General features: G+C 56.2%; 26 protein-coding genes, 2 tRNA genes and 1 pseudogene. 13 read left to right on the top strand and 16 right to left on the bottom strand.

Going from position 1 to position 25,943, the window contains the following annotated elements:
- Positions 1-78 precede the first annotated feature (78 nt).
- On the bottom strand, positions 79-375 hold the full coding sequence (locus AC0KVQ_RS12375; protein WP_473421470.1) for a helix-turn-helix domain-containing protein: 297 nt from the start codon (positions 373-375) through the stop codon (positions 79-81).
- A gap of 125 nt (positions 376-500) precedes the next feature.
- Here AC0KVQ_RS12375 and AC0KVQ_RS12370 point away from each other — a divergent pair, with 125 nt between their 5' ends.
- Both AC0KVQ_RS12370 and AC0KVQ_RS12365 read left to right on the top strand, forming a co-directional pair.
- Positions 501-914 carry a hypothetical protein gene (locus tag AC0KVQ_RS12370; protein WP_473421469.1) on the top strand — a complete coding sequence of 138 codons (414 nt, stop codon included), beginning with the start codon at positions 501-503 and terminating at the stop codon, positions 912-914.
- Positions 915-1,349: 435 nt separating this feature from the next.
- Positions 1,350-1,798 (top strand): annotated as a pseudogene (locus tag AC0KVQ_RS12365) (recombinase family protein); the annotation flags it as partial.
- A gap of 99 nt (positions 1,799-1,897) precedes the next feature.
- On the opposite strand, the gene AC0KVQ_RS12360 reads toward AC0KVQ_RS12365, so the two are convergent.
- The 4 genes from AC0KVQ_RS12360 to AC0KVQ_RS12345 form a co-directional block, all read right to left on the bottom strand.
- Positions 1,898-2,158, bottom strand: a complete 261-nt coding sequence (locus AC0KVQ_RS12360; protein ID WP_473421468.1) for a hypothetical protein — start codon at positions 2,156-2,158, stop codon at positions 1,898-1,900.
- Positions 2,159-2,828: 670 nt separating this feature from the next.
- Positions 2,829-2,904, bottom strand: a tRNA-Glu gene (locus AC0KVQ_RS12355).
- Between the two features lie 9 nt (positions 2,905-2,913).
- Positions 2,914-2,990 (bottom strand) — tRNA-Arg (locus tag AC0KVQ_RS12350).
- A gap of 373 nt (positions 2,991-3,363) precedes the next feature.
- On the bottom strand, positions 3,364-4,449 hold the full coding sequence (locus AC0KVQ_RS12345) for an Hpt domain-containing protein (RefSeq protein WP_473421467.1): 1,086 nt from the start codon (positions 4,447-4,449) through the stop codon (positions 3,364-3,366).
- 228 nt (positions 4,450-4,677) lie between these two features.
- On the opposite strand from AC0KVQ_RS12345, the gene mscL reads away from it, so the two are divergent.
- The 4 genes from mscL to phbB all read left to right on the top strand — a co-directional run bounded on the left by mscL (position 4,678) and on the right by phbB (position 7,347).
- Positions 4,678-5,106, top strand: a complete 429-nt coding sequence (mscL, locus tag AC0KVQ_RS12340) for a large conductance mechanosensitive channel protein MscL (RefSeq protein ID WP_473421466.1) — start codon at positions 4,678-4,680, stop codon at positions 5,104-5,106.
- 246 nt (positions 5,107-5,352) lie between these two features.
- Complete coding sequence (gene folE / locus AC0KVQ_RS12335; RefSeq protein WP_473421465.1) at positions 5,353-6,066, top strand: GTP cyclohydrolase I; 714 nt, start codon at positions 5,353-5,355, stop codon at positions 6,064-6,066.
- Positions 6,067-6,077: 11 nt separating this feature from the next.
- Complete coding sequence (locus AC0KVQ_RS12330; protein ID WP_473421464.1) at positions 6,078-6,506, top strand: BLUF domain-containing protein; 429 nt, start codon at positions 6,078-6,080, stop codon at positions 6,504-6,506.
- Positions 6,507-6,606: 100 nt separating this feature from the next.
- On the top strand, positions 6,607-7,347 hold the full coding sequence (gene phbB / locus AC0KVQ_RS12325) for an acetoacetyl-CoA reductase (RefSeq protein ID WP_473421463.1): 741 nt from the start codon (positions 6,607-6,609) through the stop codon (positions 7,345-7,347).
- A 48-nt stretch (positions 7,348-7,395) separates the two neighbouring features.
- Here the strand turns inward: phbB and AC0KVQ_RS12320 are convergent, their stop codons facing one another.
- From AC0KVQ_RS12320 to AC0KVQ_RS12305, 4 genes are all read right to left on the bottom strand, one after another.
- Complete coding sequence (locus AC0KVQ_RS12320) at positions 7,396-9,033, bottom strand: hypothetical protein (RefSeq protein WP_473421462.1); 1,638 nt, start codon at positions 9,031-9,033, stop codon at positions 7,396-7,398.
- 203 nt (positions 9,034-9,236) lie between these two features.
- On the bottom strand, positions 9,237-9,962 hold the full coding sequence (locus AC0KVQ_RS12315) for a substrate-binding periplasmic protein (protein ID WP_473421461.1): 726 nt from the start codon (positions 9,960-9,962) through the stop codon (positions 9,237-9,239).
- 210 nt (positions 9,963-10,172) lie between these two features.
- Positions 10,173-11,114: a DMT family transporter gene (locus tag AC0KVQ_RS12310; protein ID WP_473421460.1), complete on the bottom strand. Its 942-nt coding sequence runs from the start codon at positions 11,112-11,114 to the stop codon at positions 10,173-10,175.
- A 60-nt stretch (positions 11,115-11,174) separates the two neighbouring features.
- The gene (locus tag AC0KVQ_RS12305; RefSeq protein ID WP_473421459.1) at positions 11,175-11,765 is read right to left on the bottom strand and encodes a host attachment protein; all 591 of its coding nucleotides are present in this window, start codon (positions 11,763-11,765) and stop codon (positions 11,175-11,177) included.
- A 26-nt stretch (positions 11,766-11,791) separates the two neighbouring features.
- On the opposite strand from AC0KVQ_RS12305, the gene AC0KVQ_RS12300 reads away from it, so the two are divergent.
- From AC0KVQ_RS12300 to dapE, 6 genes are all read left to right on the top strand, one after another.
- Entirely contained in the window at positions 11,792-12,421 is a 630-nt protein-coding gene (locus tag AC0KVQ_RS12300; RefSeq protein WP_473421458.1) for an orotidine 5'-phosphate decarboxylase / HUMPS family protein, read from the top strand.
- A gap of 74 nt (positions 12,422-12,495) precedes the next feature.
- A complete protein-coding gene (locus tag AC0KVQ_RS12295) occupies positions 12,496-13,104 on the top strand; it encodes a YitT family protein (RefSeq protein ID WP_473421457.1) in 609 nt (202 codons plus the stop codon).
- Between the two features lie 97 nt (positions 13,105-13,201).
- Positions 13,202-14,860 (top strand): NAD(P)/FAD-dependent oxidoreductase, encoded by a 1,659-nt coding sequence (locus AC0KVQ_RS12290; RefSeq protein ID WP_473421456.1) that lies wholly within the window; start codon positions 13,202-13,204, stop codon positions 14,858-14,860.
- Positions 14,861-15,289: 429 nt separating this feature from the next.
- Complete coding sequence (locus tag AC0KVQ_RS12285) at positions 15,290-16,453, top strand: PilT/PilU family type 4a pilus ATPase (RefSeq protein ID WP_473421455.1); 1,164 nt, start codon at positions 15,290-15,292, stop codon at positions 16,451-16,453.
- A 43-nt stretch (positions 16,454-16,496) separates the two neighbouring features.
- The gene (locus tag AC0KVQ_RS12280) at positions 16,497-16,841 is read left to right on the top strand and encodes an ArsC family reductase (protein ID WP_473421454.1); all 345 of its coding nucleotides are present in this window, start codon (positions 16,497-16,499) and stop codon (positions 16,839-16,841) included.
- Positions 16,838-17,968: a succinyl-diaminopimelate desuccinylase gene (gene dapE, locus AC0KVQ_RS12275; protein ID WP_473421453.1), complete on the top strand. Its 1,131-nt coding sequence runs from the start codon at positions 16,838-16,840 to the stop codon at positions 17,966-17,968. Before AC0KVQ_RS12280 ends, dapE begins: the two co-directional genes overlap by 4 nt.
- Before the next feature lie 59 nt (positions 17,969-18,027).
- Here dapE and apbC read toward each other — a convergent pair whose 3' ends face one another.
- Positions 18,028-19,110 carry an iron-sulfur cluster carrier protein ApbC gene (gene apbC, locus AC0KVQ_RS12270; RefSeq protein ID WP_473421452.1) on the bottom strand — a complete coding sequence of 361 codons (1,083 nt, stop codon included), beginning with the start codon at positions 19,108-19,110 and terminating at the stop codon, positions 18,028-18,030.
- 106 nt (positions 19,111-19,216) lie between these two features.
- Positions 19,217-19,507 carry a PsiF family protein gene (locus AC0KVQ_RS12265; protein ID WP_473421451.1) on the bottom strand — a complete coding sequence of 97 codons (291 nt, stop codon included), beginning with the start codon at positions 19,505-19,507 and terminating at the stop codon, positions 19,217-19,219.
- A gap of 169 nt (positions 19,508-19,676) precedes the next feature.
- Here AC0KVQ_RS12265 and AC0KVQ_RS12260 point away from each other — a divergent pair, with 169 nt between their 5' ends.
- The gene (locus AC0KVQ_RS12260; RefSeq protein WP_473421450.1) at positions 19,677-20,351 is read left to right on the top strand and encodes a glycerophosphodiester phosphodiesterase; all 675 of its coding nucleotides are present in this window, start codon (positions 19,677-19,679) and stop codon (positions 20,349-20,351) included.
- Positions 20,352-20,429: 78 nt separating this feature from the next.
- Here the strand turns inward: AC0KVQ_RS12260 and AC0KVQ_RS12255 are convergent, their stop codons facing one another.
- From AC0KVQ_RS12255 to leuB, 5 genes are all read right to left on the bottom strand, one after another.
- Positions 20,430-20,834 carry a bacteriohemerythrin gene (locus AC0KVQ_RS12255; RefSeq protein ID WP_473421449.1) on the bottom strand — a complete coding sequence of 135 codons (405 nt, stop codon included), beginning with the start codon at positions 20,832-20,834 and terminating at the stop codon, positions 20,430-20,432.
- Positions 20,835-20,853: 19 nt separating this feature from the next.
- Positions 20,854-21,258 (bottom strand): bacteriohemerythrin, encoded by a 405-nt coding sequence (locus tag AC0KVQ_RS12250; RefSeq protein ID WP_473421448.1) that lies wholly within the window; start codon positions 21,256-21,258, stop codon positions 20,854-20,856.
- A 144-nt stretch (positions 21,259-21,402) separates the two neighbouring features.
- Positions 21,403-23,715 (bottom strand): Tex family protein, encoded by a 2,313-nt coding sequence (locus tag AC0KVQ_RS12245; protein WP_473421447.1) that lies wholly within the window; start codon positions 23,713-23,715, stop codon positions 21,403-21,405.
- A gap of 98 nt (positions 23,716-23,813) precedes the next feature.
- Positions 23,814-24,734 carry an AEC family transporter gene (locus tag AC0KVQ_RS12240; RefSeq protein WP_473421446.1) on the bottom strand — a complete coding sequence of 307 codons (921 nt, stop codon included), beginning with the start codon at positions 24,732-24,734 and terminating at the stop codon, positions 23,814-23,816.
- A gap of 120 nt (positions 24,735-24,854) precedes the next feature.
- Positions 24,855-25,916, bottom strand: coding sequence for a 3-isopropylmalate dehydrogenase (gene leuB / locus AC0KVQ_RS12235; RefSeq protein ID WP_473421445.1), 1,062 nt, complete (start codon positions 25,914-25,916; stop codon positions 24,855-24,857).
- Positions 25,917-25,943: the final 27 nt, after the last annotated feature.

The raw sequence follows: 25,943 nt of genomic DNA, 5'->3' as shown, positions 1-25,943 counted from the left end.
TCAGGCGCTCAAGGAGTGGCAGAAAAACAAGCCAGGATTATTCAATAAGCGCATTATCAATCGTCCGGGACTGGACAATTACCCCACAAAATTGCTCCGCTGAATGTCGGCCAGCTCAGCAATCGCGTCGGAGATTTGTTGTGATAGCAGTTTATCCTGGTGCTTTTGTGCATAGATGGCCAGGAAAAAGGTGAGCGGCTGTATGTCCATTTTTGCAGCCAGTCCTTCTATCATGACCAGCGTCGGATTCTTGAGCTCACGCTCAAGCTGCGAAATGTATTCCCTGCTGGCGACATCCTGAAAATCTTCCTGAGTCATTCCTTTGGCCTTGCGCAATTGCCGCAGAACGAGAGCAAACGCTGCATGCGTATCCACAGTTATCTCCGGTAATAGATAGATGTGGATCAGGCCATATTGCGCACCATAGTAACAGGTACTATAGTGCGCATTTATAACCACAGAAGGCTGTGGAATATTTGCTTGATACAGGAGACATGCTCATGACAAATCAAGAACCAGACGTTCCCGTGGAACTCCCCATTCCGCAAGACATTCACAAAAAGATAAAACGCATTCCATCCCTTGAACTGCAAGCTCTGGCTTTTATTGCCATCGCACGCAAGCAGAATACGCTTCAGGAAATTAAGCTCAGCAGAAATGGATTTCATGTTTCGGTTGTCTTTGAGCCCGAGCCCGGGATCGAAAACCTCGAATACATTGTCTGTATCCATGGCGTGCATGTCCCGACCCAATATCGTCATCGCGGCTGGTTCACGCAATTCTGGCAAATTTGTCAGCAGGCTGCCGGAGGCGTGTTAGGCATCATCGGCAAGCCACCACACCCATTGCGCGACAACATGCTCCGTCATGGGTTCAAAGACATGGGGAAATCATTCTGGTTGATCCAACCATAAGATCCGGGGAAAAGGAGGAAACCTTCCTTTTCGGTGACCACCAATTTTTTTCTGATTTATCGCGTCATGCTCAAAGTGCGTTCCTATACTCACCGATGCCCATTGAAAGGGCAGCGTTAAGACTAACGCACCGTGCCGGGTTTATCAGGCCAGTTATTTCGTATTCAGGTAGTTCAAGGACACATTCGCATTCCCTCGCATTTGGTGCTCTGATGGAGCATCCCTGTGTCCTTGCTTACCTGTTTTACCCGGCCTGCATCGAGTAGGTCGTTTGCCGTTTTACTTTGGGCGGGTTATGGCATCCCGTGGCTACCGACTTCGCGCAATCACATTGCCCGGAGGGTGCAATGAACCTGCGCGCCCTCCCCTCCATTGGCAGCCCCGATGTCAAAAAAGCCGTTTCTTTAGCCCTATATTTTTTGGACGATTTAGACCATGAGCACGAAAACGAATGTGAAAGCAGCCCTGTACCTGCGGAGCAGCAAAGACCGATCCGATGTGAGCATCGATGCACAACGCCGGCAATTGCAAGAACTTGCAACTGAGCGCGGCTATGTCATCACGGCTGAATTTCGGATGTAGTGGAGTCAGGCAAAGACGACCAGCGCCCTGGCTTTCAATCGCTACTTGCAGCGGTGCGCGATAAGAAGCGTAGCTGGGACACCCTTTTGATTCTCGACACTTCCCGGTTGGCGCGACGGCGCCATCTTGCTCTTATCTTTGAAGAGGTCGAATGCCGCAAGCACGGGGTCAAGATTGTTTTCAAAAGCTTGCCCGATGTCGACCCGATCACCGAAATGCTGTTGAAGTCCATCTTGCAAGCGATGGACGAATGGCACAGCCTGACTTCAAAAGCCAAGGGATTGGCGGGCATGGCCGAGAATGTACGCCAGGGCTGGCGTGCAGGGGGTCGTGCGCCAACGGGCTACCAGCTTGAGAGCGTCGAAACCGGTGCGATACGCGATGGCGAGCCGGTGGTGAAATCACATTTGGTACTGGCCGATGATGCCGAGAAGGTCAAGACCTACTTGAAGGCCAAGGCGGCAGGCGTTTCCCGTAAGTTGGCACTGGAAGAGGCAGGCTTGGAAATTTCGCAATCGACTGCGATTGGCATCGAGTGGAATGCCCTGACCTATGCAGGTCATACGGTATGGAACCAGCGCAATGAATTTGCCAATGGCAATTATCAAGGCGGTGAGAAGCGCCGGCCGCGCAGTGAATGGGTAATCCAGCATGACACACATGATGCCCTCATCACCGAGGAAGAAGCCGAAGCCATCTTGGGAGCGCTGGAAAATAGCAGCCGCTCTAAAGGCCGGCGCACGCCGGCCAACTATTTGCTCTCGGGAATTTTGAAATCGCCCGACGGCACGGCATGGCATAGTGACGGGGAAGGCAACTATCGTGCTGGCAAAGGTAAGCGCATTAAAGCGGCGACGGTGGATACTGCCGTCTTAAGCCAACTGGCTGAGAACTTGCAGGCTGAAGACTTTGTGTCGGCCTTTACTGCTGCGGCCAAGACTCAGGTGGAATCGCGGATGCGCGATACCGAACTGCCACGTCTGCGCAAGGAGCTGGCAAGTATTGATCGGCAAATCAGTCGGGTGACCGAGCTATTGGCCCAGACTGCAACCCCGGCACCCCTGCTGCGGCAGATTGAAACCTATGAACAACGCCGGCAGGCTTTGGAAGAGGATGTGGCGCAACGAGCAGAACTCGAAAAGGAGGCCCAAGCCGTCCGCAATCTCACCGAAATGCAGGTTGCACGCATTATGAAAGGATTGGCGGAAGACATGGGGTCTCTGGATCGAGACCACCTGAAAGACTTCATTCGTGGATTGATCGAGAAGGTTGAACTCGATCCTGATGCTGCCACTATCCAGTTGACGTATTACCTCAACGCCGGGGATAGAGTGGCGTCCCCACGGGGATTCGAACCCCGGTTATCGCCGTGAAAGGGCGGTGTCCTAGGCCTCTAGACGATGGGGACTGAGGCAAGTGGCGCGGCCGAAGAGATTCGAACTCCTGACCCTCTGGTTCGTAGCCAGATACTCTATCCAACTGAGCTACGGCCGCGCTGTCGAGAAGCGGGACTATACCTGCCTAGGCAGGTCGTGTCAAACACCCGCACAAAAAAATAATGATTTCCCACGTACTCTGGGACGCTCCAACCGGTTCAACTCTAGGCTCTGTCGACATTTGATTAATTTTTACGCGGCTGGGTATTTTGCTCCAGTACCAGGCATTTCCCAGGCCGCGGTACGGGTACCGCAAGTGGGAAATAACGCCGTAATGGAGCAAAAGACCCAGCCGCCCGAAGGGCAAGTCCGCCAATTTTGCCGGATGCTTTGTCGCCAATGCTCGCAATACACCAGTATTGCTTGCGCTTGGCTTCTCGCCCCGGCAAGTTGGCGGGCTTGCGTAAAAAACAATCAAACGTCAACAGAGCCTATGGGTTTCCAATCAAACGACGCGCCACAACTTCATAGGCGCCAATCAAGGCACTATCAAAGCGCGTCTCAAAACCCGCACTGACATCCAGCACCGTGCGCAAGATGGCGCGCCGATAATCCTCGCCTGCCAGACCTGCCACTCTGTCGGCAAATATATCGGCACAGGCCAGCATCAGCGCGCCTGGATGCGGTGGCAGCGGGTACGGCAATGCTTGAATGCCGGCACCGTTAAACCAGAGGTGATGCTGGCAAATGATCTGCATCGATTCCTGACAATCCGGCGCCACTTTTTGCAGCCAATCAGCAGCAAGCTGCGGATGATTTGCATAGGCAGGCCATTGGGCAGATTTTTCATCCGGCGGATTTTCAAGCACGGAATCCGGCAATGCCAGCAGCGCGACATCATGCCAATACACGGCAATTTCAAGTACGTCCGGATCAACCGGATAGAGGTACTCCCGATTGAGGGCAAGAATAAGGTTCTTTTGCTGAGCTGCCCGGTTGCGCCATTTGGGGTGACGGGCTTCCAACGCCTCCGCCAGCGCCCGACCCAAGGAGAGTGCACGCGTCACACTTTCTGGCGCAGCGGGCATGGGCATGACATAGCCATGGCCTCGCTCGCCCAATGCTTCATCATTCAGCGCCAGCAGAATATGCCGGGCGGCCTGGTCTGCCGCCTCCTGACTGCCCGCCGAGGCCAGATCCCCGATCAACTTGCCCAGCGCGGTGCGGGGCTTGGGATCAAATTGATGCGTGCTGGCCAGGATCTCCATCATCAGCAACACCTGGTCCATGTTCTGGATGATTGCTTCTGCAATCAAGGGTGTGCATCGAAATACCCGACTGCGCAAACTCTGCATCACACCCTCAAGCTGATGAATAAAATCAACGATCGGCTGTGCGTTGCAATAGCCAAAATCACCTTTGATGGTATGCATGTGCCGAAAGGCACTTGATAGCAGATCTTGTGATTCCGGGCTTGTCACCAAACGATGCAGATCATGCTCCAGCTCGCCGGCATGCTCCTGAACTTCAGTAATGACTTCGGGCAACAAACTGAAATCAACGTCGGCAGCACGCATGTTCAATGACCTCGAAGAAAGGCTTCCAATAGTAAATTTAATCCTGTGCGGCAACTGTGCAAGACCGATCCTGTTTACAAGCAGACCGGATGCGGCTTGCCGCAATCCATCACGCGTTGCATTGACAAGCACTGCTGCTACTTCTAGCCTTGCATAAGTAGTTCACAACCAGTCAGAAATATCATTTCATCATACATTTGAAACAGCATACGCACGGGGGTTGTCATCATGCTCGAGGAATTCAAGAAATTTGCCATGCGCGGCAATGTGCTGGATCTGGCCGTTGCAGTGGTCATCGGCGGCGCTTTTGGGAAAATCGTCACCTCGCTGGTCAATGACATCATCATGCCACCAATCGGCATGCTGCTTGGCAAAGTTGATTTCACCAATCTGTTTTTTGTGTTGCATGCCGGCACTGCCGAAGGCCCATATGCCACTCTGGCCGATGCGCAAAAGGCCGGTGCAGTGACCTTGAATATTGGCCTGTTCCTGAACCAGGTCATCAGCTTTCTGATTATTGCTTTTGCGGTTTTCCTGATCATCAAGCTGGTTAACCGGCTCAAGCGCGAGGAAGAGAAAGTCGAGGAAGCACCAGCTCCGACGCCGGAAGATGTCGAATTGCTGCGCGAGATTCGCGATCTGCTGAAAAACAAGTAAGCAATCCTCTCCTGCCAGCCATCTTCGCCCAGCCGCCTGGCTGCGTTAATCAATCCGTGTGGATGATGCTCAAGTGATTGCCACTTACGTGTCATCCACACGCGGCCCCAACCATTTCCATCACCCACTGCAACCGACCTTGCCCCAGGCGAGCCAGCATCAATAAAGATTCTCATCTTCTCTTGCAAAGAAAAAAGCCGGATCCATCTGCTAATCTGATATGGACAACGCAACAGGATGACCGGCATGACTGATTCCACTGCCTCCCCGCAATCCTCACGCTACACCCCTGCTTCTGCGCGCATTCGCGATCGCATCCGCAAGGCGCAGCACCGATTTCACGCCAACGACAATATTTCGGCCTTCATCGAACCCGGCGAACTCGACGAGTTGCTGACCGAGGTGGAAGCCAAAATGAAGGATGTGCTGGAAAGCCTGGTCATCGATACCGAAAGCGATCACAACACGCAGGATACGGCACGACGTGTGGCCAAGATGTACCTGAATGAAGTTTTTCGCGGTCGTTACGTTGCGGCTCCAACGGTAACTGAATTCCCGAATGCCGAGCATCTGAACGAGCTGATGATCGTCGGCCCGGTCAAGGTCCGGAGTGCCTGCTCGCACCACTTCTGCCCGATCATCGGCCGGCTGTGGATAGGTATCCTGCCCAACGAGCACTCGAACCTGATCGGGCTATCCAAATATGCGCGCCTGGCCGAATGGATCATGAGCCGGCCGCAGATCCAGGAAGAAGCCATCACCCAGCTGGCCAATGTGCTGATGGACAAGGTCAGTCCGGATGGTCTGGCCGTGGTGATGGAGGCGGACCACTTCTGCATGCACTGGCGCGGCGTGAAAGATGATGAAAGCAAGATGATCAACAGCGTGATGCGCGGCACTTTTCTGACCGATGCCAGCCTGCGCCGCGAATTTCTCTCCCTGATCAACCTGAACAAATAAGGATGCCCACCATGCTTGTCCGTCTGCTCTATGCAAGCCGCGCCGCCCAGCCGCTCACAGCGGAAGTCATCGATGGCATTCTGGCCCAATCGCGTGCGCACAACCCCGAACACGGCATCACCGGCATCCTGTGCTATAGCGGCGATATCTTTATGCAGGTGCTCGAAGGCGGACGCGATGCGGTGTGCGATCTGTACAACACCATCGCGCGCGACGAGCGTCACCGCAATGTGCGCATTCTCAGCTATGAGGAAATCTTCGAGCGCCGCTTCGCCAACTGGACGATGGGCCAGGTCAACCTGGCCAAGGTCAATCCTTCGCTGATGCTGAAATATGCCAAGAAAGCCGAACTCGATCCGTTCAGCGGCAGCGGTCAGGCCTCGATGGCACTGCTCGATGACCTGATTGCAACCGGTGCAGTGCTGGGCCGAGCATCCTGAACGTGAATACGTCACACACCTGCAACTTGTAAGGTTGAGAATCACTTCTTATAACGAATCCGTAGCCATACATTCACCCACATCAAAAAAGTGAGGAAGCATGCAACGCGTTGCATTGATTACTGGAGGCATGGGCGGTCTCGGTGAGGCTGCCTGTCTGAAACTGGCTGCATTGGGCGACAAGGTGATCACTACCTACAGCCCGCACAACACCAAGGCACATGACTGGCTGCGCCGCATGAATGACATGGGCTATGGCTTCAAGGCCTATCCATGCGATGTTTCCGATTTTGATTCCTGCAAGGAATGCGTAGAACTGGTCGTGGCAGAGAACGGCCCGATTGACGTACTGATCAACAACGCCGGCATTACGCGGGACATGACCTTCAAGAAGATGACCAAAGCCGATTGGGATGCGGTGATGCACACCAATCTGGATTCGGTCTTCAACATGACCAAGCAGGTGCTCGATGGCATGGTCGAGCGTGGCTGGGGCCGCATCATCAATGTTTCCTCAGTCAACGGCACCAAGGGCGCATTCGGGCAGACCAACTATTCTGCAGCGAAAGCCGGCATGCACGGCTTCACCAAGGCGCTGGCACTGGAAGTGGCTAAGAAAGGCGTCACCGTCAACACGATCTCGCCCGGCTACATCGGTACCAATATGGTCATGGCGATTCCGGAAGACGTGCTGGAAACCAAGATCATCCCGCAGATTCCGCTGACCCGCCTCGGCCGCCCCGAAGAAGTCGCTGGTCTGATCGCCTATCTGGCCTCCGATGAAGCAGCCTTCATCACCGGCGCCAATATCTCGATCAACGGCGGCCAACACATGTTCTGATGCAGCCGAAATCAAACAAAACCCCGGGTTTACCGGGGTTTTGCATTATTAGTCGATCATTTGCGTATAGATGGTTTTGAGGTCGGTGGTGTTCTTGCTGTGGCCATCAGGCAACAGCATGTCGCCATGTACATAACCGCCGCGACCGCGATAGACCGGCATTTCAGCGGCCTTGCCCTGCAAGGTTCCGATCAATGTGGCGAGCGCCAGCGCTTCGACATCATCGAAGCGGCAAAAAACATGCTTTTCACTCGGCGTGAACATGCCACGGTGGGCATGTGCATGGAACAGGTTATCCCCGATCACGCAGGCCAGATCCAGATAGGCCGGCAATCCGGTAGCGCGGAACATTTCCAGCGCGGCATACAGGAATACGGCATCGGCTGCGGGCGTTGCCAGATTCACGGCGGGCTTGGCAGCGTTCCAGTCACCCAGCTCAAAGTTTTTGGCCATCGCGCACATTACCGGCCAAAGCTTTTCACTGCGACCGACCGCCCAGTTGGTCACATAGGCCAGGAACACATGTGGGGGTAATGGGCGGCGCACAATGGGCGTACCCTGCTTGCCATAGTAGCCATAACGCGGAATCACCTGTCCGGTGAGATCACGCCCATCGGCGAACATCGGCTTGATTTCATTGCTGGCCGGGTCATAGGCATAGTGTGCCCAGGCTTCCATGCCTTCCGTGGTCCAATCGAGCATCTGCTTGCCGGCGGCGCCCAATTCACGAGCAAGTGTGGTCTGCGCATAGGCACAATCGCCATAGATGCCTTCCGGCCCGTTGAGTGCTTCATCATCCATCTTGAACAGCACCCAGGCTTCCTTGGCCACTTCGCCGTACTCCAGCCCAAACTGGCGCTGCGCCCGATCACCGAAGAAAGAAAAGGTATAGCGCGGATCATTTTCATCTGCAGGCGGCTCTGCTGTCTTGAGCGGGCGGTTGTACTGATAGACACCCAGCCTGGTCTGCGGGTGGCGGCTGTTGACGTACTGGCGCATCAGGAATTCGCCCCAGCCCAGCGCCTTATCGTCGCCATTGAGACGGTATTGCATGCCGGCGGCGAAGATCAGGTCATTACCAATATTGACGAAAGACAGGCCAACCATTTCACGCAGCGGCTCGAGCGCCTGATTCTTTGGGCGATCCCAGATGGTGGATTCGTCAAAAGTCTGGCCATACTCACCATGGCGGGACATCTGCATGATGTTCCAATCGGTAACATGACAATTCCAGATCGCCTTGATCATCCTCGCGGTAGCTGCCGGATCGACTTCATGCATCAACTCGTAGAATGGGCAGTGGTGCTTGAGTTCGTGGTAACGGTTTTTGTTTTCCGGGCCGACGACCTTCAGCGTTTTCAGGTCAAGGAAGCAGTGCCCGCCCCAGTGCACCAGACCGCTTGAATCGGCATGCTCAAAATGCCATGCAATCGCATCCTTGGCAGCCTGCTTGTACTTTTGCTCGCCGGTCAGTGTCGTCAGTGCGGTCAGGAAACGGAACAGGTTCTGCTGCGAGGCCAGATTGGAGAGCACCCATTCTGTTCCGTCGACATTGCGCCAGGTCACCGGCTCGCCGGTGAAGGTATTGCAGCCATCAAAAAACAACGGGGTACCATGCCATTGATCGCGATAACGATTCAGGATGGTATTGGCATATTCCAGCAGGTAATCAAGAATTTGTTGCATGGTGATCGGTAACATCTGTGATGCGCAAGCATAACTCAACTCATCTGCCGGCATGATCTGGATGTACAAAATACCGCACAATTGTCAAAAAAACCGGCAGCGGCATGACCACTCTCGTTTTTTAAAAATCTATTCAATGTCTGTAGCGAGAAGCCATCAGCGGGTTGAAGCGCGGCGCATGAATCCTGACCAGGCTCTGCGTCTTAATTCAGATATTTGCGGGCGAGTTCCCCATGCCGTGCAGATTTCACCTTATCCAGCGCACGCTGCCAGCGCCGGATCGTTTCATCATCCACATCAGCGGAAAAGGCAATATACAGCACCGAATCATAGAGCTTGAAACCCGTATTCTCGATCATATCCCTTGCGATACCTTCAGTTCGCAACAAGCTGCGTAGTGCGTTTTCACTCAGCGGAATTACATCGACACGTTTGTTGATCAAGGCGCGCAAGGTCAGCGCCCGGGTGCTGGCGTAGTGCAGATTGGTCAAACCAAGTTTGCTCAACACGTAATCGTCACGGATACCTTGTTGCACCCCGATACGTGTCAGTGCGCGCAGATCATCAAGGCTGTCCACACGGAGGGATTCGCCCTTGCGCTTGAACAGATAGACATCGCTTTCGATCAATGGCCCTACCCATTTGACAAGGCATTCGCGCTCGGATGAGCGAGAAACCGGAAACAGTACGGTAGATTTGGCTTGTCGTACCTGTTGCCAGCCACGATTGAACGAGGTCAGTTTAACCTCGGCAGAGACATCCAGTTCATGCTGGATTTCGCGTACCAGTTCATAGGCATAGCCATAGAAGCGCCCTGCCTCTTGCCAACTATAGGGGCGCAAATCATGCATGAGCACGGTCGGTTCGCTCGCCAGAACCGGCCTGCCCAGCAAGAGTACCAACACCACAGATACCAGCCCGCGCATCATTTCCCCTTATTCTATTTTTGGCCGCAAACATAACTGTAAGCTTGCTTGTAATCTTAGCCAGCACTGGTTAGGTCACAACCACATTCCTGACAGGCGGTCTCGTCTACCGATAACCGAGAACCCGGTCATGAAAAATTGCGGGAAAGATTCACTGGGGGGCTAGCACAGGAACCTGCGCTTGAGGGTGACAAAAGAGGATTTCGGGCAGCCCTATGCCACTTTCTGGCCGAATACACGCACACCGAGCATCACGCCAATCACCAGCAAGGTAATGCCGCCCAGTACCAACCAGCCTGGCAGCAGGCCGCGCCAGAGAAAAGCGTACAGAAACGCCGCCAGGGTTTCGAACACGATCAACTGGCCGGTCAATGCCGTCGGTAGCAACTGACTGGCACGATTCCACAACAGGGTACCCAGCCAGGAAGCCAGCAAGCCGATAGCCAGCATCAAACCTGCATACAGCAACGGTCTGGGCCCGAGCGGAAAATCAAACTGGCTGGAGTCGGCGAACCACCAAGCGGCCAACAGCATGCCAAGCAAGGACAAAGGCAGCGTCGCCAACCCTTGGGCCGTGGCCCACACGTCCGATCGGATCTGTGGTCGCAACTTGAGCCAGCGCGCATTGCGCACCGGATACCAGGTCCAGCACAGCATGGCGCAGACCGCCAACACAATACCCAGGACATAATCCCTGGTTACCACGCCCTGCAAGAGTGCCAGTTCCTGCTGATTGACCAGTACAATGCCCAGCGCAATCACGCCCAGCGAAGGTAACAGGCGCCGCCAGGGCAAGGTCCCCTCATGGAAGTTGGAAACCACGGCGATTACTACCGGCAATGTACCGATGATCATGGTCGGCAGTGGCGCTCCGGCCAATTGGATGGCAGCAGCCAGGCACAGGTAGTAGAAAATATTGCCGACCAGTGACAACTCCAACGCGGCGTACCAGTCACGCCGGTCAAGTGCCATCAGTTGCTGTCGGCCACGCAGGGCGAGTGGCAGGGCAATCACGCCAAACGCCAGGTAGCGGCCAAATGCCAGCATGGCAGGCGAATAATCATGCAGGATAAGCGGGGCTACAAAAACCAGACCCCACAGGAGCCCGGCCCCCAGTGCGCATAGCACACCAAAAAAAACAGGACGGGAATTCATTCTGCGATTTTATCAGCGAATGAATTCCCGTCCGACTTCGTGAGCAATCTGTTACGTTCTCTACTCCAGGCTGCCGATCAAGGTTTTCTCATCGGCCTGTGTGTAATCCTTGCCGATCTTGCCATCGATCAGCTTGGCGGTTTGCGTGTCGATCTTTTCCCCCAACAAACCCATAAATGCGGGCGGGGCGACCAGGACGATGCGTTCGAACTGCTGGCTGCACCGCCCCGAATTCAATTCTTGCGCCAATTCCTGCGCGAAATGCAGCGCTTCATTCTGTTTGGGCTCGGTCTGGGGCTGCTTGGAGCCATGACTATTGCCCGTACCTTGCATATAACCGGCCCGATCCGTGACTAGTTCTGAATTTTTCATTCTGCTTTCCGGATGCATCAACTCCTTCACCAAAGTCAGCTCCTGCTTGATACCGTTACGAAAAAAAATCCGTGCCTGGCTGGCATTGGCGACGAGAATCCATGTTTTGGCCATAATCCGCTCCCAAGTGAGTGACATAAGCACTTTCAGCGTAGGGCGAAGATAGCTCTCTGGCAAAGTGAATACCGTGCGCAAAAGATGGACGGCCATTTTTTGTAGTTGGCCATGCGCCAATACATTTTTTTGCCAAGGCCGACGACAATCGGCGACAATACCCATGCACAGAAAACAAAAAACCAGACATCATGAAACTCATTTTTGTGGTCGATCCGCTTGATGAAAAAACCGCCATGGATGCCGTGGCCAAGGTCGGCCATTACTTCGATCTGATTGAAATCGGCACCAACCTGCTGCACTTGTGCGGTCTGGGAATCATCAAAAAGATTCAGGCACTGTGCCCAGGCAAACCTATCTATGTCGACAGCAAGATCATCGATGGCCCGGAACGCGCCGCCACGCTCATGTGCCGATCCGGTGCACAAATGTTTTCCATGCTGGCATTGGCCTCTGATCAGGCCATTTCTTCCGTACTGAAAATTGCCAATGCCCACGGAGTGGATGTGATGTTCGACATGCAGCGCGTGCAGGATTACAAGGCCCGCTCGGCACGGCTCAAGGCACTGGGTGCGCGCTACCTGTGCGTGCATAAGAACGCCGATTGCGGCGACAGCCTGATCAGCAGCTTCCGCGAATGCCTCGACATCCAGAATCTCGGCGGCATCCACATGGCGATTGCCGGTGGTGTTGACGTGCCGACGCTGGAGCAGATCAAGCCGATCCTGACCCCGGAATACGTGATTGTCGGCAAATCGGTAATGAATGCCGAAGACATGGAAGCCACGGCCCGCCAGTTCCGCGAAATGGCAGACCGCTGATCGCGGCAAACCCTGATTGTTGTGCAACGCACACTCGACGATACTCGCCCGGTTCTGGCAACCGGGCGATTTTCATGGCTGACGTTACCCCCATTCCGCATACTTGGCAGGAAGACATTCAGGCTCTGCTGGTCAGCACGCTATTCATGGCGCTATCCGTCACACTGTTTCGCCATGCCGGTCTGCTGACCGGTGGTACCGCCGGCCTGGCCTTCCTGCTGCATTACCTCAGCGGCTACGCTTTCGGGCCGATCTTCTTCGTCATCAACCTGCCCTTCTACATTTTTGCCGTACGCGCACTGGGCTGGGCATTCACATTCAAGACCTTTGCCGCCATCGCCCTGCTCTCGATCTACAGCGAAATCTTGCCGGGCTGGATACAGCTTGGGAACCTGAACCCGATCTTCGCCGCCATCATGGCGGGCTTGCTGGCCGGTGTCGGCTTGCTGATGCTGATGCGACACCGGGCCAGCCTGGGCGGCATTGGCGTACTGGCCATCTACCTGCAGGAAAAACATGGCTGGCGCGCCGGCAAGGTGCAGATGGCCGCGGATTGCGCCATCGTACTGGCAGCGCTGCTGATCAAGGATTTTTCGCTGGTGATTCTGTCCATTCTGGGTGCGGTGGCACTCAATCTGGTCATCGCCGTCAATCACCGCCCGGGCCGTTATCTGGGCTTTTGACTGACGCATCCGGCAACGGGCGCTACAATGGCGGCCTCAGAACTTGTTCACGATCTGCGGCCACCTTGTGGCACCACCAGCTTTCTGGAAGACCCCCATGCTGCGCATTACCGAAATCAAACTCCCGCTCGACCACGCCCCCGAAGCCCTGCAAGCAGCGCTTCTCAAGAAACTGGATATCGCCGCCAGCGAACTGATCAGCTTCAGCATCTACCGCCGCGGCTTCGATGCGCGAAAGAGAAGCGACATCCTGCTCGTTTATACGCTTGATGCCGAGGTCAAGAACGAAGGCAGACTGCTCAAGAAATTCGCCGACGATCATCGCGTGAACCCGACGCCGGACATGACCTACCAATACGTCGCCCAGGCACCGGCAAACCTGGCCGAGCGCCCGGTGGTGATCGGCATGGGTCCATGCGGCTTTATGGCCGCACTGACACTCGCGCAGATGGGATTCCGGCCAATCGTGCTCGAACGCGGCAAGGCCGTGCGCGAACGCACCAAGGATACCTGGGGCCTGTGGCGCCAGGGCAAGCTTGATCCCGAATCGAACGTACAGTTCGGTGAAGGCGGTGCCGGCACGTTCTCCGACGGCAAGCTGCACAGCCAGATCAAGGATCCGAAATTCCACGGCCGCAAGGTACTGCAGGAGTTCGTCAAGGCCGGCGCGCCCGAAGAAATCATGTATATCAGCAAACCGCATATCGGCACCTTCCGCCTGGTGGGCATGGTCGAACATATCCGCGAGCAGATCGTGGCACTGGGCGGCGAGATCCGCTTTTCGGCCCGGGTGGAAGAAATCCTGCGCGAAGGCGATGCCGAGAATGGCAAGGTCACCGGCGTGAAACTCGCCAGCGGCGAAGTCATCGCTACCGGCCATGTGGTACTGGCGGTGGGCCACAGCGCGCGCGACACCTTCCAGATGCTGTTCGACAAGGGTGTGTACGTAGAAGCCAAGCCGTTCTCGATCGGCGTGCGCATCGAGCACCCGCAATCGATGATCGACAAGGCACGCTTCGGCAGATTTGCCGGCAACCCGATCCTGGGCGCGGCCGATTACAAGCTGGTGCACCATGCCAGCAACGGCCGGGCTGCCTACAGTTTCTGCATGTGCCCAGGCGGCACGGTCGTCGCGGCCACCTCCGAAGAAGGCCGTGTAGTCACCAACGGCATGAGCCAGTATTCGCGCAACGAGCGCAATGCCAACAGCGGGCTCGTCGTGAATGTCACCCCCGAAGTCGATTTTCCCGGTCACCCGCTTGCGGGGATCGCTTTCCAGCGAGAACTGGAGAGCAAGGCTTTCGTGGCCGGTGGCAGCAACTACAACGCGCCTGCCCAGTTGGTTGGCGATTTTCTTGCACGCCGGCCTTCCACGCATCTGGGGCATGTGATTCCGTCCTACACACCGGGCGTAACACCCACCGACCTGCGCCAATGCCTGCCGGAATTCGTGGTGAAAGCCATCCGCGAAGCCTTGCCGGCGTTCGACAAGCAGATCAAGGGCTACGCAATGGACGACGCGGTGCTCACGGGTGTAGAAACCCGTACCTCGTCACCAATCCGCATCAAGCGCGGTGATGATTTCCAGAGCATCAATACGCGCGGTCTCTATCCGGCCGGCGAAGGTGCCGGTTATGCCGGTGGTATTTTCTCGGCCGGGGTAGATGGCATCAAGGTGGCCGAAGCGGTGGCGCTCGACATGACTGGCGGGCCGGCCGCAACCGGCGGAAGCCGCAAGGGCGAGGACTGGAGCTGACGACCTTCCACTCCCACCGTGCACTACGGTAGACACACATCTATCGAATTGTGGGAGGAAGGTTAAAACAGTTGCGTGGTATTGCATGCAGCGATTGACCGGGAGTTCACCCCGGCAGGTGAGTTACTTTCTTTGCTTCTGCAAAGAAAGTAACCAAAGAAAGCAGCTCCGCGCTGCCCTGCGTCGATCGCGAGCCAGGGTCTCACTCTCTCCTCGGCGGCCTTGAAGGGGTTCAGGGTGTTCTTCCATGACGGTGAGCAATCGAACACGGACAACAAGCGTCAATGATATGTGCACACCGTAACCCGCCATACAGGAGAGGAAATCCACCTGACCTGATCACAATAACCATCCACCCGCCCAGATTTGCCACCCCAGCATCACACATGTCATCTAAAATCCGGAAGAATCCATCTCGCGGACTGTGCCATGAATCTGTTGCCGTTCTTCAAACTGATGGCGGAGCGCAATGCTTCCGACCTGTTCCTTTCCGCCAACTCGCCCATCATCATCAAGATTCATGGGGCCTGTCATCCGGTCAACAACCAGATTCTCAATGCCGAGCAGGTGAAATATCTGGTCTACCAACTGCTGCCGCCCGAGCGCATAGCCGTTTTCGAGCGTGACTGGGAGCTGAACACTGGCTATGAAATTCCGGGGGTAGGCAACTATCGGATCAATGTCTTCAGAAGCCGGGGTTCGGTTTCCATGGTGGTGCGCTTCATCAAGCCCAAGGCACCAACGATCGAAGAATTGCGCATGCCGGAAACGCTCAAGGATCTGGTGATGGAAAAACGCGGTATCGTGCTGGTGGTTGGCGCCACCGGCTCGGGCAAATCGTCCACGGTGTCGGCCATGCTCAATTACCGCAATGAAAATCACAGCGGCCATATCCTGACAATCGAAGACCCGGTCGAATTCATCTACACCCACAAGAAATCGCTGGTGAACCAGCGCGAAGTCGGGCTGGATACCAAGAGCTATTCCGATGCCTTGAAGAATGCCATGCGCGAAGCACCCAACGTGTTGATGATGGGCGAAATCCGCGACCAGGAAACCATGAGCTATGCGTTGCAATACGCGCTGGCAGGCCACTTGTGCATCAGCACGCTGCACGCCAACAACAGCTACCACTCGCTGGCGCGTATCGTGAATTTCTTCCCGCTCGAAGCACGCGAAAGTCTGCTCTACGATCTATCGAACGCCTTGCGCGCAATCGTGTCGCAGCGGCTGGTACGCAACAAGGCCGGCCAGCTGATCCCGGCCGTGGAAATCATGCTCAATACCAGCTATATAGCGGAACTGATCCGCAACGGCGATCTTTCCAAGATCAAGGAAGCGATGGAACAAAGCCTGACCGAAGGTTCGCAAACCTTCGAGCAATCGCTCTATCGTCTTTACCGCAATGGCGAAGTCGATCTGGATGAGGCATTGCGCAATGCGGATTCCGCCACCAATCTTTCCTGGATGGTCAACAACGCCCAAACCGTCGACGAGCGCGAGCAGCAGGCGCAACCTGCTCCACAGACCGTCAGCAAACCTGCCGGAAAAGAAGGCGATGACACGCTGATGTTCGACATGTCACTGCACTGATCGCCGCTACTGAAAACAAAAAACACCAAACACCGGAGAAACCATGAAGCTTTATGGCATCACCAACTGCACCACGGTCAAGAAGGCCCGTACCTGGCTGGAAGAACAGGGCCAGACGTATGAATTCCATGATTTCAAAAAATTCAGTGTCAGCCACGAACTGCTGCAAACCTGGATGAGCCAGACTGGCTGGGAAACACTACTGAACCGGCAAGGCACGACCTGGCGCAAACTCGATGCCGCCACCCAGGCAGGCATTGTCGATGCCGAATCGGCAATGGCACTGATGCAAGCACAACCATCGATCATCAAGCGGCCAGTTCTTGACAAGGATGGTAGGATATTCGTCGGTTTCAAACCTGAACTTTACGAGAGCCTGTTCCAATGATCACGCCTACCCTTGCGCTTGCCCAGGAATTGATTCGCCGCGCTTCCGTTACACCGGAAGATGCCGGCTGCCAGCCCTATATCGCCGAAAGATTGGCCAGACTGGGCTTCAATAACGAACACATGCCGCGTGAAGACGTGAAAAACCTGTGGGCACGCTTTGGCAGCAGTGGCCCGGTGCTGGTATTCGCTGGCCATACCGACGTAGTGCCTACGGGTCCTGTCGAGCGCTGGAAATCCCCCCCGTTTGCCGCCGAGATCATTGATGGCAAGCTGATTGGACGTGGTGCCGCCGATATGAAGGGCTCGATTGCCGCCTTTATCGTCGCGGTGGAAAACTTCCTGCAGAAGCACCCGAACCCGAAAGGCTCGATTGCCCTGCTGCTGACTTCCGATGAGGAAGGCCCGGCCGTGGAAGGCACCGTGCGCGTGATCGAAGCCCTCAAGGCACGCGGCGAAGCCATCGATTACTGCATTGTCGGCGAACCCACTTGCGAAAAGGTAGTGGGCGACACGATCAAGAACGGGCGGCGCGGCTCGCTTTCCGGCACGTTGCACGTGCATGGCATCCAGGGGCATATTGCCTACCCGCATCTGGCCAAAAATCCGATTCATATGGTTGCCCCGGCGGTAGCCGAGCTTTCCACCACAGAGTGGGACAAAGGCAACGAATTCTTCCCGCCCACCACTTGGCAGGTCTCAAATATCCGTGGTGGCACCGGTGCCACCAACGTGATTCCGGGTACCGTGGAAATCCTGTTCAATTTCCGTTTTTCCACCGCCAGCACCGAAGCCGGCCTGAAAGCACGCGTGCATGAAATATTGGATCGCCACGGGCTGCAGTACGATCTGAAATGGGAACTCTCGGGCGAGCCTTATCTGACTGGCAGCGGTGCGCTGGTCGACGTGATGCGGACAGCCGTTGCCGACGCCTGCGGCATCACCCCGGCGCTGTCGACCAGCGGCGGCACATCGGATGGCCGCTTCATCGCCAAGCATTGCCCGGAAGTGGTCGAATTCGGCCCGCTGAATGCCACGATCCACAAGATCGACGAATGCGTCGGCGTGGAAGATCTGGACCTGATCCGCGAAGTGTTTGAAAAAACGCTGGAACGATTGATTGCCTGATAATCAGGCAAGGAAAACAAAGGCGGCTCAAAAGCCGCCTTTGTTTTTATCCAAACCCGCTATTTCTTGATCACGATCGTCGGGAATTTGCTGCTGTAATCGCGCGCCTTGTCGGCAATCTTGATCGCAGTCTTGCGCGCGATTGCCTTGTAAAGCCCGGCAATCCTGCCATCCGGCTCGGCCGCCACACTGGGGCGACCACCATCGGCGCCGACTCGAATCGACAGATCCAGCGGTAACTGGCCCAGCAGTTCCACCCCGTAATCGGCACACATCTTGGCCGCACCACCTTCGCCGAAGATGGGCTCGACATGGCCGCAGTTCGAGCAGACATGCATGCTCATGTTCTCGACGATTCCCAGAATCGGCACGCCGACCTTTTCGAACATCTTCAGCCCCTTGCGCGCATCCAGCAGGGCAATATCCTGCGGCGTGGTCACGATGACCGCACCGGTCACCGGCACTTTTTGCGACAGGGTAAGCTGGATATCGCCAGTACCCGGCGGCAGGTCGATGATCAGGTAATCGAGCTCGCCCCATTCGGTATCGTTGAGTAACTGGGTCAGCGCCTGCGTGACCATGGGTCCGCGCCAGACCATCGGCTGTTCCGGATCGATCATGCTGCCGATCGACATCACTTTCACGCCGTAGTTGCGCAGCGGCAAAATATGCTGGCCATCGGTTTCGGGTTGCTGCCCGGCCACACCCATGATAAGCGGCTGCGATGGGCCATAGATGTCAGCATCGAGCAGACCGACTTCCGCACCTTCCGCCGCCAGCGCCAGTGCCAGGTTGGCCGAGGTGGTCGACTTGCCCACCCCACCCTTGCCGCTGGCCACGGCGATGATGTTCTTCACACCCGGCAGCAGCTTCACGCCCGGTTGCACGGCATGGGCGATGATCTGGCTGGAAACCTCGACCCTGACTGTTTCGACTCCGGGCAATCGCACCAGCGCGTTGACAACTTGTGCGCGCACTTGCTCGAAGCGGCTGCGAGCCGGGTAGCCGAGCGCAATTTCCAGGCTGATCTGGCCTCCATCACACTTCAGGTTCTTGATGCATTTGGCGGAGACATAATCCTTGCCGGTTTCCGGGTCGATCAGGTTGGCAAGGGCTGACTGGATAACATCTAGGGACGGCATGGCAAATTCCGGGTTATGTGAATCAGAAAACGAGATGGCATCCAAACCCTTTTTTTCAAGCTGCCGGATGCCACGCAGGCCATTATCGCCGAATTCGTTTACCAGACTATTTCTTCAGGCACTCGCTCATGAACTGCTTGCGCTCGTCGCCCTTGAGCGCCTTGGCCGATGCGTCCTTATTGCAGACAGTCATCTTTTGCTGCTGGGTCAAGGGGGCAGGCTTGGCATCCGCCTTCAGACATTCGCTCATAAACTGCTTGCGTTCATCGCCTTTGAGCGACTTGGCCGTTGCTTCCTTGTTGCAGGCCGCCATCTTGTTTTGCTGGGAATTGGCAGCATACACGTTAGTTGCGAGCACCATGGCAAGACCGCATGCCATCAAACGAGACGTGATCATGAAATTTCCTCCTGGTCAGATTAAGCACCGAAATGGGCTGATTTCAGTTTAGACAACCCTGCGCAAGACACATGGCGTACATTTATCGCCCCACAAGAAGGAATTCATTTTTTTTGCCTGGAATGGTTCTAGACTGGGGATAGGATTTTTCCAGGTTATTGCTTTTGCCATGCGATTGATTGCTCATCGAGGTCTTGCACATCTCGCGCAGGAAAACACCCTAGCGGCCTTCGCCTGCGCGCTGGCGACGGGTTTTCATGGCATCGAAACGGATGTCCGCCTTGCTGCCGACGGCGAACTGGTACTGTTTCACGACCGCACGACTCCGGATGGCCAATCCGTTGCGGGCCTGAGCCGCAATGAGTTGTCGCTGGCGCTTGGTTATCTCGTCCCCACCCTGCCCGAGGCGCTTGAGGCATTCCCCGATGCCGTCTGGAACATTGAAATCAAGACCCCTGCCGCCGCCCCGGTGATTTTTCCGCTACTGGAACTGATCGCCGACCAGCGCAAGATCCTGCTGACCTCTTTTCGGCACGAACTGATCATGCAGGCAGCAGAATCACTGGATGTGGATTGCGGCCTGTTGCTGGCTCATCGACCGGCAGCACTCGGCTCGCTACTCTACCCTGCGCTACCACACCCGCGCTTGCGTACACTGGTCTGGCACTATGAAGTGCTGGACCCGCAACTGCAGCAGCAGGCACAAGCATTGGGATTCAACAACTGGGCGTATGGTGCCGAAACCGATTTTGAACATGCGTTATGCAGCGAATTCGGTTTGAACGGCATCATCACCGATTATCCGGAATTCGTGGGTCTGCGAACGCAATGCGGCCTGCAGTGAATGCAGGTAGTGGCGCATAAACAAAACGCCGGCAATGCCGGCGTTCTTATGATCTGCAATCATCCGATTGGGTACGTTTCAGGCAGAAGCCTTGGCGATTGTTGCGGCAAGTTTCTTGTCCAGCCCCAAGATGTGCTTCACCAGCCAGTCGGACAGGAAATTGCTCACACTGACGGTAATGGTGATCGTGCCGGCATTGAAGCGGGATTGCAGATCCCTCACCTCACGCAGCAGACGTTCATGCTCGGCCTTGTGTGGCAGATAATCCACATAATTGATCTTGAGCATGAAGCCTTCCTCGCGCTCAAAATGCTCCTCGGTGCTGCGGACCAGATCATCCAGAATGGCACCCACAACTTCCTTGCTTTGCCCGGTTCGCATGGCCTCATGCAAACGTCCGACGGTGTCGATCAACACCTTGTGATCATCGTCGATATTCTGATTGCCTACGCTTAGCGCGCCATCCCATTGATACGTTGCCATGCCCTTGCATTCTCCTGCGCTATTCGGCCGCAGCATTGGCTGCTTCGGCCAGTTTTTTATCTGTGGTCGCGGTGTGGAAATTCAACCATTCCGACAGGTAGTCGAACAGGTTCTCCGAGAGCGCAATTGAACCGGAATTGAAACGCACTTGCAACTCCCGTACTTCCTCGAGCAGCATATCGTGCTCGGCCTTGTGCTTGGCAAACCCCGTATAAGCGATCCGCTGCATCAGCGCCTCTTCATGGCGAAAATGCTCGGCAGTGCGCTCGATCAGCGTATTGAAGATCTGGCGTTGATCCTCCAATGCCCACTGCTCGGTGATTGCATCATGAAGGCAATTCATCTGCTCGACCAGTTCACGGTGATCGGCATCGATCAATTCATGGCCCGTGGTAAATTTTTCCGGATTATCAACCTGCACCATCTCGCTGCTCCCTGCATACCAATATCGCTATTATGGCCTCTCCGTTGCCAGAAAGGGAAACCGCTTTTGAGTACCTGTTCCAGGCCTGTTACGTGAGGCCCTCAGCCAGGCGCATGAACCGCCTGGCAAGACAATGAACGGGTCTCAGCGCTTCAGCTTCAGGCCGGCCAAGGCTGCCGACAGGGCATTCTGCGGTGCATGCTGACTGCTGGTTTCCTTGCGTGCACGCGGGCTGGCCGCTTCGTGCCGGATCTCGCCGCTTGCGTGATCGCGTGCGGAATCACTCAGGCGCATGGTCAGCGCGATGCGACGGCGCTTGATATCGACTTCCAGCACCTTTACCTTGACCACATCACCCGCCTTCACCACCTCGCGCGGGTCTTTCACAAAGCGGTTGGCCAGCGCCGAAATATGCACCAGGCCATCCTGATGCACGCCAATATCCACGAACGCGCCGAAGTTGGTCACATTGGTCACCACGCCTTCAAGCACCATGTCCGGCTGCAGGTCTTTCAGATCTTCCACGCCTTCGGCAAAACTGGCGGTCTTGAATTCAGGACGCGGATCGCGACCGGGTTTTTCCAGTTCCGCCAAAATATCCTTCACCGTGGGCAAGCCGAATTGCGCGTCGGTGAATTCTGCCGGATTGAGCTTCTTGAGGAAGGCAGTATCGCCAATGATGGTTTTCACTTCGCGCTGCACGCGCGCCAGAATCTTTTCGACCACCGGGTAGGCTTCGGGGTGCACGGCCGAGGCATCAAGCGGATTATCGCCATTGCTGATGCGCAGGAAACCGGCGGCCTGCTCGAATGCCTTTTCGCCCAGACGCGGCACTTTCAGGATCTGGCGCCGATTGGCAAATGCGCCGTTGCCATCGCGATAGCTGACGATATTGGCCGCCAGCGTTGGTGTCAGGCCGGAAACCCGCGCCAGCAAGGCTGCCGATGCCATGTTCACGTCCACGCCGACCGCGTTCACACAATCCTCAACCACGGCATCGAGCATGCGTGCCAGATCAGTCTGATTCACGTCATGCTGGTACTGGCCCACGCCAATGGCCTTCGGATCAATTTTGACCAGCTCGGCCAGCGGATCCTGCAGGCGGCGTGCAATCGATACCGCACCGCGCAAGCTCACATCCAGTTGCGGAAATTCCTTGGCTGCCAGTTCGGATGCGGAATACACCGAGGCGCCAGCTTCGGATACCACCAGCTTTTGCAAACCGAGTTCAGGATGACGCCGGATCAGCTCGGCGGCCAACTTGTCCGTATCACGACTGGCCGTACCGTTGCCGATCGCGATCAGCCGGACCTGATGCTGGGCACATATCTTGGCCAGGATGGCAATCGACTGATCCCACTGATGACGTGGCTCATGCGGGTAGATGGTTTCAGTATCCACCAGCTTGCCGGTGGCATCGACCACGGCCACTTTCACGCCGGTTCGCAGGCCCGGATCGAGCCCCATCGTCGCTTTCGGGCCTGCCGGCGCTGCCAGCAGCAGGTCTTTCAGGTTGGTGGCGAATACCTTGATTGCCTCGGTTTCCGCCGCCTCGCGCACGCGGCCAAGCAGTTCGGTTTCCAGGCTCAGGAAAATCTTGGCGCGCCACGCAAGGCGCACGGTATCGGACAGCCACTTGTCGGCAGCGCGCCCTTGGCTGGCAACACCAAAACGCGCAGCAATCTTCTGCTCGCATACGCCTGGGCCAACGGGTTTGGTGGCAGCCTCCAGCTCTTCTGGCAACACCAGCGCCACCTGCAGCACACCTTCATTGCGACCGCGCAGAACGGCCAGCGCCCGGTGCGAGGGCATCTCGCGTATCGGTTCGTGGTAATCGAAGTAATCGGCAAACTTCGCACCTTCGCTGGCCTTGCCTTCGGCCACGGTGGTTTTCACGTGCGCATGTGTCCACAGGAAATCGCGCAACAGGCCGATCAGCTCGGCATCTTCGGAGAATTGTTCGATCAGGATCGCACGCGCGCCATCCAGCGCAGCCTTGGCATCGGCCACGCCTTTTTCAGCATTCACATAGGCGGCGGCTTCGGCTTCAGGATTCAGATCAGGATTGGCAAGCAGTGCCTCGGCCAAGGGTGCCAGGCCCGCTTCCCGCGCAATTTGCGCCTTGGTACGGCGTTTCTGCTTGTACGGCAGATACAAGTCTTCGAGACGCTGCTTGTTGTCGGCTTCGAGAAACTGCGCATGCAGCTCGTCGGTGAGCTTGCCCTGCTCGCGCACATTCTCGATGATCGATGCGCGGCGTTCTTCCAGTTCGCGCAGATAACGCAGACGCTCTTCCAGGAGGCGCAATTGCGTGTCATCCAGCCCGCCGGTGACTTCCTTGCGGTAACGCGCGATGAACGGCACAGTCGCCCCGTCATCGAGCAGTTGCACGGCAGCAAGTACCTGGGCTTCGCGGCAGGAAAGTTCTTCGGCAAGACGCTGGCTGATCGATTTCATGGACTAGGCACCTGTAACGGAAACGAGCGCGGATTGTAGCGAGCTTGTTCCCCGGTTGCACTTACTCTGGAATCTACGTCCCCGAATTGGCTAACTCATCAGGCATAACGCAAAGCCATGCCTATCACCAGCGGCATCGACACGGCGCTCAGCAGCGTCGAAAACAGAACGGTTTTGGATGCGAATTCCGCATCGCCCTTGAATTCAAGTGCCAGCACCACCGTATTCACGGCCGAGGGGGCGCCGGAGCAGATGATGATCACCTGCGCCGCCACGCCCTCGATCCCCAGCAAACGCACAATAGCCCAGGCAACCAGCGGGCCAATCAGCAGGCGCAGAAAACCGGACACCCAGACATCGAGCGGAAACTGCCCGATCTTCGAGGTAGCAAGCTGCGCCCCCAAGGTGACCAGCGCCAGCGGGACCAGTCCGGATGCCAGCACGTTCAGCGACACCATCATCGGCTGCCACACCGTGACATCCAGCAACCGGCAGGCCACGGCAGCGAGCATGGCCAGCGTGGTCGGCATATACAGCACTACCCGCAACAGCTTGGCCAGATTCAATCCCTTGGCATCGGTGTTGTAGATGCCAAAGGTATTGGTCAACACCGATTGCACCAGCACGATCACGATCTGCACCGAATACGAAAACGGCGTGTTGTAGAGCAACTGGATCAGCGGGATGCAGTAGTTGCCGCTGTTGTAGATGGTCACCGCGTTATACAGCGCATGGCGTTTTTCCATGTCGAGCCGCGCACCGCGGACCACCAGCCAGGAAATTCCGAACAGCGTCAGCGCAACCAGCACGCAGCTCGCAATGATTGCCAGCAGCAGGCTGCCACCCAACGTGGTTGTATACAGGCTGGTAAAGGCAATCGCCGGAATGAACACGTAGAACTGCACCTTGCTCAGGCTGCCGATTTCAGTCGGAAAGCGTTTTTGCAGCAGGAAACCTGCAAAGACCTGCAGGAAAATCGGCATCAGCACATTGAGGAACAGATAGCTGGCTTGCTGCATGGGCAGTTACTCTGAATTTTCATTAAATCGAACAGGAACTTGCACTGCACATTCCATGTGCAACAAAACAAAAGGCGCGGTAACTTCCGCGCCCTTGTCTGTAATTTATTGCACTGCCGTTTACAGCGCAGCAATCACGGCATCGCCCATTTCCGAGCACGATACCTTCTTGGTGCCTTCTTCGTAGATATCGCCGGTACGCAGACCATCGGCCAGGACCTTTTTCACGGCATTTTCGATGCGGGTTGCGGTGGCTTCGTCAGCAAAGGTGTAACGCAGCATCATCGCCACCGACAGGATCATGGCCAGCGGGTTGGCCAGGTTCTTGCCAGCGATATCCGGGGCCGAGCCGTGGCACGGTTCGTACATGCCCTTGTTGTTCTGATCGAGCGAAGCCGACGGCAGCATGCCGATCGAGCCTGTGAGCATGGACGCTTCATCGGACAGGATGTCACCGAAGATATTGCCGGTGACGACCACGTCGAACTGCTTCGGATTGCGCACCAGCTGCATTGCGGCGTTATCAACCAGCATGTGGCTGAGTTCGACATCCGGATACTCGGCCGAAATCTCGATCATCACGTCACGCCAGAGCTGGGTAGTCTCAAGCACGTTCATCTTGTCGACCGAACACACCTTTTTGTTGCGCTTTTGCGCAGCCTTGAACGCGACATGGCCGATGCGGCGGATTTCGTCTTCGTTGTAGATCATGGTGTTGCGACCTACGCGCTTGCCGTCTTCCACGCTGATGCCGCGCGGCTCGCCGAAGTAGATGTCGCCAGTCAGTTCACGCACGATCATGATATCCAGGCCCGACACCACTTCCGGCTTGAGCGTGGAAGCATTGGCGAGTTCCGGGTACAGCACGGCCGGGCGCAGATTGGCAAACAGGTTCAGATCCTTGCGGATGCCAAGCAGGCCACGTTCCGGACGTTGCGGGCGCGGCAGGCTATCCCACTGCGGGCCACCCACGGCTGCAAGCAGCACGGCATCGGCTTCACGCGCCAGCTTCTGCGTGGATTCCGGATACGGCGAACCGGTGGCATCGACGGCACCACCGCCGAGCATGCCTTCGGTCAGCTCGATATCCATGCCTTCTTTCTTGAACACATCCAGCACGCGCAGCGCCTGCGCCATGATTTCCGGACCAATGCCATCACCCGGCAGATAACAGATTTTCATTGTTTTTCCTTGTAGGGCAGGTTCGCT

This window comes from Formivibrio sp. oc-25 (assembly GCF_055810895.1).
This window is presented reverse-complemented; position numbering and strand designations above follow the sequence as displayed.

What these genes read in the sequence shown, in the direction of transcription:
- AC0KVQ_RS12370 (WP_473421469.1), top strand. Translation starts at nt 501, where the DNA reads ATGACAAATCAAGAACCAGACGTTCCCGTGGAACTCCCCATTCCGCAA.
- AC0KVQ_RS12360 (WP_473421468.1), bottom strand. Translation starts at nt 2,158, where the DNA reads ATGTGTGTCATGCTGGATTACCCATTCACTGCGCGGCCGGCGCTTCTC.
- AC0KVQ_RS12345 (WP_473421467.1), bottom strand. Translation starts at nt 4,449, where the DNA reads ATGCGTGCTGCCGACGTTGATTTCAGTTTGTTGCCCGAAGTCATTACT.
- mscL (WP_473421466.1), top strand. Translation starts at nt 4,678, where the DNA reads ATGCTCGAGGAATTCAAGAAATTTGCCATGCGCGGCAATGTGCTGGAT.
- folE (WP_473421465.1), top strand. Translation starts at nt 5,353, where the DNA reads ATGACTGATTCCACTGCCTCCCCGCAATCCTCACGCTACACCCCTGCT.
- AC0KVQ_RS12330 (WP_473421464.1), top strand. Translation starts at nt 6,078, where the DNA reads ATGCTTGTCCGTCTGCTCTATGCAAGCCGCGCCGCCCAGCCGCTCACA.
- phbB (WP_473421463.1), top strand. Translation starts at nt 6,607, where the DNA reads ATGCAACGCGTTGCATTGATTACTGGAGGCATGGGCGGTCTCGGTGAG.
- AC0KVQ_RS12320 (WP_473421462.1), bottom strand. Translation starts at nt 9,033, where the DNA reads ATGCAACAAATTCTTGATTACCTGCTGGAATATGCCAATACCATCCTG.
- AC0KVQ_RS12315 (WP_473421461.1), bottom strand. Translation starts at nt 9,962, where the DNA reads ATGATGCGCGGGCTGGTATCTGTGGTGTTGGTACTCTTGCTGGGCAGG.
- AC0KVQ_RS12310 (WP_473421460.1), bottom strand. Translation starts at nt 11,114, where the DNA reads ATGAATTCCCGTCCTGTTTTTTTTGGTGTGCTATGCGCACTGGGGGCC.
- AC0KVQ_RS12305 (WP_473421459.1), bottom strand. Translation starts at nt 11,765, where the DNA reads ATGGGTATTGTCGCCGATTGTCGTCGGCCTTGGCAAAAAAATGTATTG.
- AC0KVQ_RS12300 (WP_473421458.1), top strand. Translation starts at nt 11,792, where the DNA reads ATGAAACTCATTTTTGTGGTCGATCCGCTTGATGAAAAAACCGCCATG.
- AC0KVQ_RS12295 (WP_473421457.1), top strand. Translation starts at nt 12,496, where the DNA reads ATGGCTGACGTTACCCCCATTCCGCATACTTGGCAGGAAGACATTCAG.
- AC0KVQ_RS12290 (WP_473421456.1), top strand. Translation starts at nt 13,202, where the DNA reads ATGCTGCGCATTACCGAAATCAAACTCCCGCTCGACCACGCCCCCGAA.
- AC0KVQ_RS12285 (WP_473421455.1), top strand. Translation starts at nt 15,290, where the DNA reads ATGAATCTGTTGCCGTTCTTCAAACTGATGGCGGAGCGCAATGCTTCC.
- AC0KVQ_RS12280 (WP_473421454.1), top strand. Translation starts at nt 16,497, where the DNA reads ATGAAGCTTTATGGCATCACCAACTGCACCACGGTCAAGAAGGCCCGT.
- dapE (WP_473421453.1), top strand. Translation starts at nt 16,838, where the DNA reads ATGATCACGCCTACCCTTGCGCTTGCCCAGGAATTGATTCGCCGCGCT.
- apbC (WP_473421452.1), bottom strand. Translation starts at nt 19,110, where the DNA reads ATGCCGTCCCTAGATGTTATCCAGTCAGCCCTTGCCAACCTGATCGAC.
- AC0KVQ_RS12265 (WP_473421451.1), bottom strand. Translation starts at nt 19,507, where the DNA reads ATGATCACGTCTCGTTTGATGGCATGCGGTCTTGCCATGGTGCTCGCA.
- AC0KVQ_RS12260 (WP_473421450.1), top strand. Translation starts at nt 19,677, where the DNA reads ATGCGATTGATTGCTCATCGAGGTCTTGCACATCTCGCGCAGGAAAAC.
- AC0KVQ_RS12255 (WP_473421449.1), bottom strand. Translation starts at nt 20,834, where the DNA reads ATGGCAACGTATCAATGGGATGGCGCGCTAAGCGTAGGCAATCAGAAT.
- AC0KVQ_RS12250 (WP_473421448.1), bottom strand. Translation starts at nt 21,258, where the DNA reads ATGGTGCAGGTTGATAATCCGGAAAAATTTACCACGGGCCATGAATTG.
- AC0KVQ_RS12245 (WP_473421447.1), bottom strand. Translation starts at nt 23,715, where the DNA reads ATGAAATCGATCAGCCAGCGTCTTGCCGAAGAACTTTCCTGCCGCGAA.
- AC0KVQ_RS12240 (WP_473421446.1), bottom strand. Translation starts at nt 24,734, where the DNA reads ATGCAGCAAGCCAGCTATCTGTTCCTCAATGTGCTGATGCCGATTTTC.
- leuB (WP_473421445.1), bottom strand. Translation starts at nt 25,916, where the DNA reads ATGAAAATCTGTTATCTGCCGGGTGATGGCATTGGTCCGGAAATCATG.